Annotated in this window: 11 protein-coding genes; 2 read left to right on the top strand and 9 right to left on the bottom strand. The window is 72.3% G+C overall.

Going from position 1 to position 12,802, the window contains the following annotated elements; translation table 11 throughout:
- Positions 1-52 precede the first annotated feature (52 nt).
- On the bottom strand, positions 53-1,480 hold the full coding sequence (locus ACYVF7_RS14840; protein WP_460339865.1) for an MFS transporter: 1,428 nt from the start codon (positions 1,478-1,480) through the stop codon (positions 53-55).
- 85 nt (positions 1,481-1,565) lie between these two features.
- On the opposite strand from ACYVF7_RS14840, the gene ACYVF7_RS14835 reads away from it, so the two are divergent.
- Together ACYVF7_RS14835 and ACYVF7_RS14830 are read left to right on the top strand one after the other, a co-directional pair.
- The gene (locus tag ACYVF7_RS14835) at positions 1,566-2,318 is read left to right on the top strand and encodes a helix-turn-helix transcriptional regulator (protein WP_460339863.1); all 753 of its coding nucleotides are present in this window, start codon (positions 1,566-1,568) and stop codon (positions 2,316-2,318) included.
- A 126-nt stretch (positions 2,319-2,444) separates the two neighbouring features.
- The gene (locus ACYVF7_RS14830) at positions 2,445-3,014 is read left to right on the top strand and encodes a hypothetical protein (RefSeq protein WP_460339861.1); all 570 of its coding nucleotides are present in this window, start codon (positions 2,445-2,447) and stop codon (positions 3,012-3,014) included.
- 50 nt (positions 3,015-3,064) lie between these two features.
- Here the strand turns inward: ACYVF7_RS14830 and ACYVF7_RS14825 are convergent, their stop codons facing one another.
- From ACYVF7_RS14825 to ACYVF7_RS14790, 8 genes are all read right to left on the bottom strand, one after another.
- Complete coding sequence (locus ACYVF7_RS14825) at positions 3,065-4,330, bottom strand: glutamate-5-semialdehyde dehydrogenase (protein ID WP_460339859.1); 1,266 nt, start codon at positions 4,328-4,330, stop codon at positions 3,065-3,067.
- A 28-nt stretch (positions 4,331-4,358) separates the two neighbouring features.
- Positions 4,359-5,489 (bottom strand): glutamate 5-kinase, encoded by a 1,131-nt coding sequence (proB, locus tag ACYVF7_RS14820; RefSeq protein WP_460339857.1) that lies wholly within the window; start codon positions 5,487-5,489, stop codon positions 4,359-4,361.
- Positions 5,490-5,495: 6 nt separating this feature from the next.
- A complete protein-coding gene (gene obgE / locus ACYVF7_RS14815) occupies positions 5,496-6,926 on the bottom strand; it encodes a GTPase ObgE (protein ID WP_460339855.1) in 1,431 nt (476 codons plus the stop codon).
- Between the two features lie 83 nt (positions 6,927-7,009).
- Positions 7,010-7,267 carry a 50S ribosomal protein L27 gene (gene rpmA, locus ACYVF7_RS14810; RefSeq protein ID WP_345442704.1) on the bottom strand — a complete coding sequence of 86 codons (258 nt, stop codon included), beginning with the start codon at positions 7,265-7,267 and terminating at the stop codon, positions 7,010-7,012.
- A 9-nt stretch (positions 7,268-7,276) separates the two neighbouring features.
- Positions 7,277-7,591, bottom strand: a complete 315-nt coding sequence (gene rplU, locus ACYVF7_RS14805) for a 50S ribosomal protein L21 (protein WP_345442702.1) — start codon at positions 7,589-7,591, stop codon at positions 7,277-7,279.
- A 636-nt stretch (positions 7,592-8,227) separates the two neighbouring features.
- Positions 8,228-10,918: an Rne/Rng family ribonuclease gene (locus tag ACYVF7_RS14800; RefSeq protein WP_460339852.1), complete on the bottom strand. Its 2,691-nt coding sequence runs from the start codon at positions 10,916-10,918 to the stop codon at positions 8,228-8,230.
- Between the two features lie 166 nt (positions 10,919-11,084).
- The gene (locus ACYVF7_RS14795) at positions 11,085-11,903 is read right to left on the bottom strand and encodes a TIGR03936 family radical SAM-associated protein (protein ID WP_460339850.1); all 819 of its coding nucleotides are present in this window, start codon (positions 11,901-11,903) and stop codon (positions 11,085-11,087) included.
- Between the two features lie 68 nt (positions 11,904-11,971).
- The gene (locus tag ACYVF7_RS14790; protein ID WP_460339848.1) at positions 11,972-12,595 is read right to left on the bottom strand and encodes a hypothetical protein; all 624 of its coding nucleotides are present in this window, start codon (positions 12,593-12,595) and stop codon (positions 11,972-11,974) included.
- Positions 12,596-12,802 lie beyond the last annotated feature (207 nt).

The following is a 12,802-nucleotide window of genomic DNA, read 5'->3' as shown; positions in this document are numbered from 1 at the left end:
CGCTCGTCGTCTGGCGGCCTGACCACGACACCGACCCCGACGGATCAGCCCTTCACGGGCTCGTCCGTACGGGGTCGGGCAGTTCTCGGGGGTCGGCGTCGTTCCGGGACGCGGCGCCGAGCAGGGCCGCGATGAGGATGGCACCGAGCACGAGGAGGACGGCGGCGACGGTGAGCGCGAGGGAGAAGCCCTCCGTCACGGCGTTCCGGACGCCGACCGAGCCGACCAGGTCGTCGCTACGGCGCGTGGCCAAGGTGACCAGGATCGCCAGTCCCACGGCGCCGCCGACCTGCTGAACGGTGGTGAAGACGGCCGAGCCGAGACCGGCGTTCTCCTCGGTGGTGCCGCTGACCGCGGCGATCGTCAGTGCGGGCAGGCTCAGGCCGCAGCCGAGAGCCGTGACGAGTATGCCGGGCAGTACTCCGGCGGCATAGCCGTCGCCCGGCTCGACACCGGCCAGGAGGAACAGCCCGGCCGCGCTGATCAGGAACGCGACGACGAGCGTACTGCGCACACCCGCTCTGATCGCCGCGCGGGAGGAGATCCACATTCCTGCGAGGACGCCGGCGCCGTACGGCAGATAGGCGACACCGGCCGTGAGCGGCCGGTAGCCCAGCACGGTCTGCATGTGCAGCATCAGCAGGAACGCCATCGAGTAGAAGCCGGCGGAGAACAGGAAAGTCGCGGCATTTGCCACGGCGCGGGTTCGGACCGCCAGAAATGACAGCGGCACGAGGGGTTCCGGGGTGCGTGCTTCGACCACGACGAACGCGGCGGCCAGGACGAGGGCGAGGACGAGCGGCAGCCCCTCCTCCTGCAGCAGGCCGTAGACCAGTGACAACAGCGCACCGGTGCCCAGTACCGCCCCGGGCACGTCCAGGTGGGCGGGACGATGACCGGCGCGGCTTTCGGGTACCAGGCGTGGCAGCAGCACGAGGGCCGCGGCGGCGACGGGCAGGTTGATCAGGAAGATCCAGCGCCAGGACGCGAGGCCTGTCAGCGCACCGGACACGACCAGACCCGTCGTACCGCCCAGCGCCGCGATACCGCCCCACACGCCGAGCACCTTGGCGCGCTCCTCGGGCCCCGGGAACAGGAGAGTGATCAGTGACAGCGCGGCGGGCCCGGCCGTGGCCGCACCCGCTCCCTGGACGAACCGGCCGGCGATGAGCTGCCACGGCTCCTGTGCCAGCCCGCAGGCGAGGCTCGCCAGGCCGAACAGCCCCACGCCGCTCAAGAACACGAGTCTGCGCCCCAGCAGGTCGGCCACCCGGCCGAACAGCACCAGCAGACCGCCGAACGCGAGGAAATAGGCGTTCACGACCCAGGTCAGGCCCGCCGCACCGAAACCGAGGTCGTCCCGGAGGCTGGGGAGCGCGACGTTCACCACGGTGTCGTCCAGAACGAGCATGAACTGCACGAAGCACAGCACCACCAGCGCGGACCGGCGCCGCCCGGTGGCGAGGGTTGATATCGACATGGGACGACGCTAGGCAACCGCCCATGGTGGCCTCAATACGCTACATGGCCATGGAGTATCGCATTGAGGCCATATCCTCGATCACGTGATTGATGAGTACGCCGTCCCCGCCGGGGTCGGAGCGATCGTCGTCGGGACCTTCCCGTTGACCACGGGGGAATGGATTCCCCCGCACAGCCACACCCATCACCAACTGGCGTGGACACGACAGGGGGTGCTGGGCGTCGCCGTCGATGACGACTACTGGGTCCTGCCGCCCACCCGGGCCCTCTGGCTGCCCGCGGGGGTCGTCCACGGGACCGGCGCGACCCGCGACGCGACCCTGGTGAGCCTCTACTTCGACCCGGAACGCTGCGATCTGGACTGGTCCGAACCCACGCCGGTCGCGGTCGACGGGCTACTGGCCCACCTGATCGGCTACCTCGCCCGCGAGGATCTGGCCGACGACGCGCGCCTGCGCGCCGAGGCGGTCGTCGCGGACCTGCTGCGCCCGCTGCCCGCCACGCCCATCGACGTGCCCCAGCCCGTCGACGAACGCGTCCGCGCCGTGGCCGACGCGCTGCTCGCCGACCCCGCAGACCCCCGAAGCCTCGAGGCGCACGCGAGGGCCATCGGCGTGAGCCGGCGCACCCTGACGAGGCTGTTCGTCCACGACACCGGCATGAGCTTCGACCGCTGGCGCACCCACGCGCGGCTGAGGGCCGCGCTCCCCATGCTCGCGGAGGGCCAGCCGGTCTCGCGGGTCGCGCACGCCGTGGGATACGCGACGCCGAGCGCGTTCCTCACGGCGTTCCGCCGCACCGTGGGCACCACCCCTAAGCGCTACCTCACCGGCTAGGTGCCCCGATCGCCCATGCTCCCGAAGCGGCCCCTGCGCGCGACACCGCAGAATGGACGGGTGATCGAACAGCGAGAAGCACCAACGGAACTCGTGGTGGAGGTCGACCCGGAGGCGGTGGCCCGGATGCGCGCCATGCAGCTACGCCAACGGCGCGTCAGCGGCTGGAGTGAGGCGATCGGGGGCGGCGTCATCATCGGTATCGCTGTCGCCGCCGTCCTCGTGATCGGTTTCTCGCAAGCCTGGACGCTGGTGGGATCGGGCATCGCGGGACTGCTCATCGCCGGTGACGCCTCGAAACAGTTCGCCGCCAGGCGGCGGATGGCGGCGAACTGGGCGGCGATCGGCGTGCCGCCGGAGGCGATGCGTCTTTCCCGGGACGGGCTGCGCTGCCGTATCGACACGGCGCCGCGGCCCTGCTTCCTCCCCTGGTCCTGCGTTGCGGCGTTCCGCCTGAAGAGCGGGTTCATCCTCGCCGTTGAACTCGTCCCGGGTGTCACCGCGACCACACCCGGCGTATCCGGGCTTGACCAGCCCGAGGTACGACGCGTCGCGCACCGTCGCGGTCTCCGCTTCTTCGTCCGCTTCCTCCGTCGGCCGCCCGAGGAAATCGACCAGGCGCTCGCCGCGTTCACGGACGGCCGGGTGCGTGTGCAGGGGCTCAGGCACCCTTCGGCCGGCCACCAGAGCCGGTGAGGGTGGACTTCATCCCGCTATCGCGGCGGGCGGCCCGCCCGCACTCTGATTCAGGCGCCCTTGATGTGGCCGTCGCCGGTGACGACGTACTTCGTCGAGGTGAGCTCGGGCAGGCCCATCGGGCCGCGGGCGTGCAGTTTCTGGGTGGAGATGCCGATCTCCGCCCCGAAACCGAACTCCTCGCCGTCGGTGAACCGCGTCGAGGCGTTGACCATGACGGCCGCGGAGTCGACGAGCGCGGTGAAACGGCGGGCGGCCGACTGGGAGGTCGTCACGATCGCCTCGGTGTGCGCCGAGCCGTACCGGCGGATGTGCGCGACGGCGTCGTCGAGCGAGTCGACGACGGCGGCGGCGAGGTCGAGGGAGAGGTACTCGGTGCCCCAGTCCTCATCTGTCGCCTCGACGACGGTCGCCCCCTCGTCGGCGTGCGCGCGGACCGCGGCGTCGCCGTGCACGGTCACGCCCTTCTCCCCCAGCGCCCGCAGTGCGCGGGGCAGGAAGGCCTCGGCGACGTCCCGGTGCACGAGCACGGTCTCGGCGGCGTTGCACACCGACGGGCGCTGCGTCTTGGCGTTGACGAGGATGTCCACGGCCATGTCCAGGTCGGCGTCCGCGTCGACGTACACGTGGCAGTTGCCGGTGCCCGTCTCGATGACCGGCACCGTCGACTCCTCGACCACCGAGTTGATCAGCGAGGCGCCGCCCCGGGGGATGAGCACGTCGACCAGGCCACGGGCCCGCATCAGATGCTTGACCGAGTCGCGGTCGCGGCCGGGCACCAGCTGGATCGCGTCGGCCGGCACCTGGTCGGCCAGCGCCGAGCGCATGACCTCGACCAGCGCGGTGTTGGAGTCGTACGCCGAGGAGGAGCCGCGCAGCAGCACCGCGTTGCCGCTCTTGAGCGTGAGCGCGGCGGCGTCGACGGTGACGTTCGGGCGGCCCTCGTAGATGATGCCGACCACGCCGAGCGGGACCCGTACCTGCCGCAGCTCCAGGCCGTTCGGCAGCGTGTAGCCGCGCACGGACTCTCCCACCGGGTCGGGCAGGGACGCCACGTGGCGGACGGCCGCGGCGATGGCGGCGACCCGGTCGGTGGTCAGGCTGAGCCGGTCGATCATGTACTCGGACGTGCCGTCCTCGCGGGCCCGGGCCACGTCGGCGGCGTTGGCCTCGACGATCTCCGGGGAGCGGGCCACGAGAGCGTCCGCGATGGCGTGCAGCGCGGCGTCCTTGACGGCGCGCGGCAGCGGGGCCAGCTCGGCGGCGGCCTGCCGGGCGCGCCGCGCCACCTCGAGAACCTGCTCCTGGGTGCCCATCTCTCCTCCTCCTGACCCCGAACCGGCCTCAGGGCCGCCGGGCCGCCGCTTCCTCGGTGACCAGGACGACGAGGTCGTCCCGGTGAATGATCTCGCGTTCGTACTCCGGGCCGAGCTCCCGCGCCAGCCAGCGTGTCGACCTGCCCATCAGGTCGGGGATCTCCGCCGCGTCGTAGTTCACCAGCCCGCGAGCGACGACCCGGCCCTCGTCGTCGCACATGTCGACGGGGTCGCCCGCGCTGAAGTCGCCCTCCACGCCGGTCACGCCGGCGGGCAGCAGGGACTTGCGGCGGCCGACCACCGCCTCGACCGCTCCCGGGTCGAGGCGGAGCCGTCCCTGCCCGGTCGTGGCGTGCGCCAGCCAGAGCCTCCGGGTGGACGGCTGGACGCCGGCCGGGTGGAAGTACGTTCCGATGTTCTCCCCCGCCAGGGCCGCCCCCGCCGAGTCGGCGTTGGTCAGGACGACCGGGACACCGGCGATGCGGGCCGCCTCCACCTTGGTCACCATGCCGCCGGTGCCGACGCGTCCCGAGCCGCCCAGGCTTACGCCGTCCAGGTCGGCCGGTTCGCGGACGTCCTCGATCCGGCGGGCGCCCGGCTCGCGCGGGTCGCCGGTGTAGAGCGCGTCCACGTCGGACAGCAGGATCAGCGCGTCCGCGCGGATGAGGTGCGCGACGAGGGCGGCGAGCCGGTCGTTGTCGCCGAAGCGGATCTCGTCGGTGGCGACGGTGTCGTTCTCGTTGACGATCGGCAGGAACCCGAAGGCGAGCAGCTGTTCGAGGGTGCGCTGGGCGTTGCGGTGGTGCGAGCGGCGCATCATGTCGTCGGCGGTCAGCAGGACCTGCCCGACGCCCAGGCCGTGCCGCGCGAACGACGTGGTGTACCGGGCGAACAGGAGCCCCTGCCCCACGCTCGCGGCGGCCTGCTGCAGCGCCAGGTCGCGTGGCCGGGCGGGCAGGCCCAGCGGCCCGAGCCCGGCGGCGATCGCGCCGGAGGAGACGAACACGACCTCGCGGCGGCCGTCGGCCCGCCGCCATCCGGCGAGGACGTCGACGAGCGCGTCGATACGGGCGGCGTCGATCGCGCCATCCGGGGTCGTCAGCGACGACGACCCCGCCTTGACGACGATCCGCCGCGCCCGCACCACGGCCTCACGCACGATGACTCACCGGCCCTCCAGCCGCCGGTCGGTGCCGCGGCGGCCGAGCCCCTGCTCGGATCCGGCGAGCACCTCGGGCTCCCAGTCGAAGACGATCGACTCGTCCTCGGTGCCGATGTAGACGGTGGCGCCCGACTCGGCGCCGGCCTCGGCGAGTCGCTGTTCGACGCCCAGGCGGGCGAGCCGGTCGGCGAGGTAGCCGACCGCCTCATCGTTGGTGAAGTCGGTCTGCCGCAGCCAGCGCAGCGGTTTCTCGCCGGTGACGAGGTAGGTGTCGTCGCCGAGCGGGCGCACCTCGAACTCGGCGCCGCCGACGGGCGCGGGCCGGATGACCAGCCGGGTCGCCTCCTCGACCGGCTGCGCGGCGCGGTGGGTCGCGACCATCTCGGCCATCGCGAAGCTCAGCTCGCGCAGGCCCTCGTGGGTCGCGGCCGACACCTCGAAGACCGTCAGGCCGCGCTTCTCGAACTCGGGACGGACCAGCTCGGCCAGGTCCCGCCCGTCGGGCACGTCCACCTTGTTGAGCACGACCAGGCGCGGGCGGTCGGACAGCGGCTCGTCGCCCAGGGAGTCGTACGCCTGGAGCTCGGCCTCGATCACCTCGAAGTCCGAGATCGGGTCGCGGCCCGGCTCCAACGTGGCGCAGTCGAGGACGTGGACGAGCGTGGAGGCCCGCTCGATGTGGCGCAGGAACTGCAGGCCGAGGCCCCGGCCCTCGCTGGCGCCCTCGATGAGTCCCGGAACGTCGGCGACGGTGTAGACGACCTCGCCCGCGCTGACGACGCCGAGGTTGGGGGTGAGCGTGGTGAAGGGGTAGTCGGCGATCTTCGGCTTGGCGGCCGAGATCGCCGCGATCAGCGACGACTTGCCCGCGCTGGGGAACCCGACCAGCGCGACGTCCGCGACGGTCTTGAGCTCCAGCACGACCTCGAGCTCATCGCCCGGCTCGCCGAGGAGCGCGAACCCGGGCGCCTTGCGCTTGGCCGAGGCGAGGGCGGCGTTGCCCAGGCCGCCGTGGCCGCCCTGGGCGATGACGAAGCGGGTGCCGGCGCCGAGGAGGTCGGCCAGCACGTCGCCGTCGAGGGTCTTGACGACCGTGCCGTTCGGCACGGTCAGCACGAGGTCGCCGCCGTTGGCGCCGTTCTTGTTCGACCCCTGCCCCTGCTTCCCGCCGGTGGCCTTGCGGCTCGGCCGGTGGTGGTAGTCGAGCAGGCTCGCGGTGCTGGGGTCGACCTCGAGGATGACGTCGCCGCCGCGCCCGCCGTTGCCGCCGTCCGGCCCGCCGAGCGGCTTGAACTTCTCCCGGTGTACGGAGGCGCAGCCGTGCCCGCCGTTGCCGGCCTGGACGTGCAGGACGACCCGGTCGATGAACTGCGCCCCCGGCGGCCCCGAATGACCGCGCCGCACCGGCGCCGGCGGCAGCGTCTCGTCCGGCATGTCCTCACCCTTCATCGAAAAACGACGAGGGCGGGCCGATCAACGGCCCGCCCTCGTCCTGAAATCCTGTCGCGTCGGCGGACCTACTCCGCCGGCGGGACGATGCTCACGGCGCGACGACCACGGTAGCGGCGGAACTCGACCGCACCCGCGACCAGCGCGAACAGCGTGTCGTCGCCGCCACGGCCCACACCCGGACCCGGGTGGAAGTGGGTGCCGCGCTGCCGGACGATGATCTCGCCGGCGTTCACGAGCTGGCCGCCGAACCGCTTGACGCCAAGCCGCTGGGCATTGGAGTCACGGCCGTTACGGCTGGACGAGGCGCCCTTCTTGTGTGCCATGTCTGCGACCTACTTTCCGGCCTTGATACCGGTGACCTTGACCTGGGTGTACGGCTGGCGGTGACCCATACGCCGCTTGTACCCGGTCTTGTTCCGGTAGTGCATGATGTTGATCTTCGGGCCCTTGGTCGCGCCAAGGATCTCGGCGGTGACCGTGTACTTGGCCACCTCGCCGGGCGCGCTGACGACGTTGTCGCCGTCAACGACGAGCACGGCCGGGAGCGTCACCGTCGAGCCGACCTCACCGGCCACCTTGTCGACGGTGAGCACATCGTCGACGGCCACCTTCTCCTGCCTGCCGCCGCAACGGACGATCGCGTACACCGCGGAACCTTTCCTTTGCGTGCCTCGGGCACGACTAACCGAACAAGCTCATCTCGGAAGCTGCAGCCCGCTCCCACCGAATGCCGGGGGCCTCGGGCGCGCTAACAACGGCGCGGGAAAGCGCCGGATACCTAGAGTACCGGATCCTGCGGCCGAAGGTCGAACCGGCGGGATCCCGGCCGCTCCCCCCGAAGAGCCGCGGCCGGGAGCCGCGTGGACGAACCACCCGACCGGCGAACGAGATGCGCCGAGACGTACGGGCGAAGGCCCTTCCATCAGGTACGAGCGCGCCACCGAACCGGCGATGCCCACCTCGGCGGGCCATCCTGGATTGTGCCCAGCGGGGCCGCCGCCGCGCTGAATCGAGCCCTGCGCGGAGCCATCGTGGACGGGGCTGCCCTGCGCGGTGCCGCGCTGGACGAGCTGCCCTGCGCGGTGCCGCGCTGGACGAGCTGCCCTGCGCGATGCCGCGCTGGACGAGCTGCCCTGCGCGATGCCGCGCTGGACGAGCTGCCCTGCGCGATGCCGCGCTGGACGAGCTGCCCTGCGCGATGCCGCGCTGGACGAGCTGCCCTGCGCGATGCCGCGCTGGACGGGGCCGCCGCCGCTGATCGGCGGCGGCCTCGTCCTCGCGCGTCAGTCCGCGGTCGCCTCGGACCGGGCCCGCGTGGACCGGCGGGTGCGCCGGCGGCGGCCGTTGGCCGAGGGCTCGGCGTCGGATGCCTCGTGCCCGGCCTCCTCGGCCTCCGTGGCGGCCGGTTCGGCGGCTTCGGCGGACGCACCCTCGGCGGCGGTCCGCTCGGCCTCCACCGGGCCGGAGGCGGCCTCGGCCGCCTCATCGGCCTCCTCGGCCTCGGCGCCGGACTTGGCGGCCTCGGCGCGGGCGGCCCGGCGCTCGGCGCGGGCCATCTTCTCCTCGACGACCTTCTCGACCTCGCCCTTGCGCTTCTTCCGGCGGCTCGACGTGCCGGCCTTGTCCGGCTTCGGCTCGACCGGCGAGAGGGTGACGTGGATCCCTCGGCCGTTGCAGCACTCGCAGGGCTCGGAGAAGGACTCCAGCAGCCCGCCGCCGACCCGCTTGCGGGTCATCTGGACGAGGCCGAGCGAGGTCACCTCGGCGACCTGGTGCTTGGTGCGGTCCCGCGACAGGCACTCCAGCATCCGGCGCAGCACCAGCTCGCGGTTGCTCTCGAGCACCATGTCGATGAAGTCGACGACGATGATGCCGCCGATGTCACGCAGCCGCAGCTGGTGCACGATCTCCTCGGCGGCCTCGAGGTTGTTGCGGGTGACCGTCTCCTCGAGGTTGCCGCCCTGCCCGGTGAACTTGCCGGTGTTGACGTCGACGACGGTCATCGCCTCCGTGCGGTCGATCACCAGCGAACCGCCGCTCGGCAGCCACACCTTGCGCTCGAGCGCCTTGGACATCTGCTCGTCGACCCGGAAGGAGGTGAAGACGTCGTCCTCGTCGGTCCACCTCTGCAGGCGGTCGGCCAGGTGCGGCGCGACGTAGCCGACGTACTCCTCGACCATGTCCCACGCGTCCTCGCCCTGGACGACGAGCTTGGTGAAGTCCTCGTTGAAGATGTCGCGGACCACGCGGATGGTCAGGTCCGGCTCGCCGTACAGCATCGCCGGCGCGGACGCGGTCTTCGACTGGCGCTTGATGTTCTCCCACTGGGCGGCCAGCCGGGAGACGTCGCGGGACAGCTCGTCCTCGGTGGCGCCTTCCGCCGCCGTGCGCACGATCACGCCGGCGTTCTCGGGCATGACCTTCTTGAGGATCTGCTTGAGCCGCGAGCGCTCCTTGTCGGGCAGCTTGCGGCTGATGCCGGTCATCGAGCCGTCCGGGACGTACACGAGGTAACGGCCGGGCAGCGAGATCTGGCTGGTCAGGCGGGCGCCCTTGTGGCCGACGGGGTCCTTGGTGACCTGCACCAGCACCGACTGGCCGGACTTGAGGGCCGACTCGATGCGGCGCGGCTGGCCCTCCAGGCCCGCGAGGTCCCAGTTGACCTCACCGGCGTACAGGACGGCGTTGCGGCCCTTGCCGATGTCGACGAACGCCGCCTCCATCGACGGCAGGACGTTCTGGACCTTACCGAGGTAGACGTTGCCAATGTAGGACTGGTGGCTGGACCGGTCGACGTAGTGCTCGACCAGCACCTTGTCCTCGAGCACGCCGATCTGGGTGCGCTCGCCCTCCGAGCGGATCACCATGACCCGCTCCACCGACTCGCGCCGGGCCAGGAACTCCGACTCGGTGACGATCGGCGGGCGGCGGCGGCCCTGTTCGCGCCCCTCGCGGCGGCGCTGCTTCTTGGCCTCCAGGCGGGTCGAACCCTTGACGGCCTGCACCTCGTCCTCGACGACGCGCGGCTCGCGGACGTGCACGACGGTGTTGGGCGGGTCGTCGGGCGCGAGCTCCTCCCCGTCAGCGCCGGAGCTGCGGCGACGCCGACGGCGCCGGCGGCGGGTGCTGCCGCCCTCGGACTGGTCGTCGTCGGAGTCCTGCTCGGACTCCTCGTCGGCCTGCCGCGACTCGCTCTCGGGCTCGTCCTCGGTCTCGGCCTTGCCGGTGGTCTCCTCGGCCTCCTGGCCGTCGCGGGTCTTGCCGCGTCCCCGGCCGCCACGGCGGCGGCGCCGACGGCTGGACCGGTCGGTGCCGTCGTCCTCATCGCCCTGCTCGTCCTCCGGCTCCTCGGGCGCCGGGGCCGGCTCGGCCTTCTCCTTCAGCTCGGGCTTGGCCTTGGCCTTCGCCTCGACCTTCGGCTGCGCCTCGGCGCGGGTCCGCGGAGCCGGCTTGGCGTCCTCCTCCAGCAGCTGCGGCGGCTGGAACACGACCATCGGCGGCTGGAACGCGGCCTCGGGAACCGCCGGCGGGCCCGCGGGCCGGGTCACCGGCGCCGTGGGCGCCGACGGCTCGGGCTGCGGAACGGCCGATCGGGTCACCGGAGACTCCGGCTGCGCTGCGGCGGGCGCCTCGGCCGCGGGCGGCTCGGCGGTGGCCGGCTCCGGCTCGGGCGGGGGCGCGGCCTTGCGGGTGGCGCGGCGCGTACGGGTCGGCTTGGCGGTCTTCTCGGCGCCCGCGGCGTCGCCCTCGACGGCCGGGGGCGTCGCGGAGGCCGGGGCGTCGGCCGCCGTCGTCACCTGAGCCGACGCGGGCCGCGTCACCGTACGCGGAGTGGTGTCCTCTTCCGGCTCCGGCGGAGGCCCCGCCGGTCGACTGGCGCGTCGCGGCCGGGACGTCCTCCCGGTCTGTTCGCCGGTTTCGATGTCGTTGTCCTCGGTGCCGCCGGTGGCGTCACCGAATTCCTTGTCAAGCATGCGGGCTGTCTCCCGTCAGGCTCCCGGGCGCGACCCACGAGGGGTGCGCCGCACGAGAGCTCTTCGTTTGTCGTCGTCGCCGGCGTGGCCCTGGCGGGCCGTACCGACAAAGTCATCAGGGGTGCGCCCGGTCGTCCCCGAGGACCCATGCGTCGCACGGATCCGGTTACGGCTGAGCGCCGACGGCGTCCGGCACCGCAGCCCGTACGGCGTCCGCGGTCGCGGCGGCGTCGTCGCCTGCCGGTGCGGTCTGCCGGTCGGAGGCCAGCGGGTCGGTGAGCTCACCGGTGGTCTCGTCGAGCGGCCCCTGCGCCAGCCGCGTCACCATGGGCGGTGACGGCGGCGCTAGGTCGGCCACCTGACGAAGACCGGTGAGGACGTCGTCCGGTCGGACGGCGGGCGTCGTGTGCCGAACAACCATTCGAAGTATGGCACAGCCGACATCCGCGTCTTCCATGGCACGCCGGTCGAGCTCGCACTCGATGACCGCTGCGCGGGCATCGAAGCGCCGGCGTCCCTTCTTCGTGAGGCGTTCCACCTCGATCTCATCGGCCGCCATGAACGCACGGACGGCCGCGTCGGCGACGTCGGGAGCGACGCCGTCGAGACGCACGAGCCACCGCGATGCCTCCAGGCGGTCCGCCAGAGCCCCGGCCCGCGCCTCGACGACCTCGACGATGTCGAGTCCGTCGGGCAGCACGGCGTCGAGGGCGGTCCGCACCTGCTCCGGAACGCGGTGGGCGGTGAGCCCGATCTCGAGATACTCCGCCTCACTGGCGACCCCGGTTGCCGCCGCACCCGTGTAGGAGATCTTCGGGTGCGGAGAGAATCCGGCGCTGAATGCCACCGGGATCCCGGCACGCCGTACGGCGCGTTCCACGGCCCGGGAGATGTCACGGTGGCTGGTGAACCGCATCCTGCCGCGCTTGGCGTACCGCACGCGCAGGCGATGGGTCACGGGGGCCGGCGCCGGGCCCTCCGGCATGGGTGCCAGGGTTTCGGTCCTTCCTACTCGTGCCAATCCAAAAGTCTCTGTCTCCTAAGAGTACGGGGTCACGGGCGCCGCGTATCCAGCCCCAGTGCCCGGAATGCCGAACGAACGGCCGCTCCAGCGGGTTTCAGGACGTTGACGCGGACCCATCGGGCGGGTGTCAGCACGGTGACGCGCCACGCCCAGGCCAGTGCCCGCAGGACCGGCCGGACGAACGTCCGCCAGACCCACCGCACCGGCCGTACGAGGAGATGGAAGAGCACGATCCCGGCGAGCCGCCAGACATAGGCGATCCCCCGGCCGATCGCGGCCAGTACCGGTCGTACCGCGTGCCACAGCGCGACCAGGGCCCGGCCGATCCAGTGCGCGGCGTACGCGAACGGCATCAAGGCGATCGCCAGGCACCAGGCCAGGCCCCGTCCGATCGGCCGCAGGAGATAGCGGTAGATCACGCGGCCGAGCGGCGCGAGGATCTCCACGGCCACCCACCGCAGCGGAATGACGATCAGCACGCGGATCAGCCAGCCGAGGGGCCGCAGGAGGACCTGGTAGATCAGCCATCCGATCGGGCGCAGGACGTACCGGCCGACGGCCCGCCCGATCAGGGCGAGCAGCTCCCAGAGCAGCCGGATCGGCACGACGATGATCAGTGCGGGGACGGTGAGGCACCCGGGTCCTTCGTTCACGCCTGTTCGACGCACGCTCTTCCGTTCTCGTTTCGTCCACTCGGGGCGCCCGGACCGTCCGTACGCCCGAAGCGCGTCCAACGTCGTTCGGCGGGCAGGGGCCACCGTAGGACACGCCGTACGACGCCGGTAGGGCCCACGTCACGCTCCGCGCCCTTCAGGGACGCCTCACGACGACGTACAGCGCGCGTAGCGCCCGCGTCACGC

Source organism: Actinoallomurus acanthiterrae (assembly GCF_054775715.1).
Note: the sequence above shows the minus strand (reverse complement) of the source record. Positions and strands in the feature narration are given on the sequence as shown.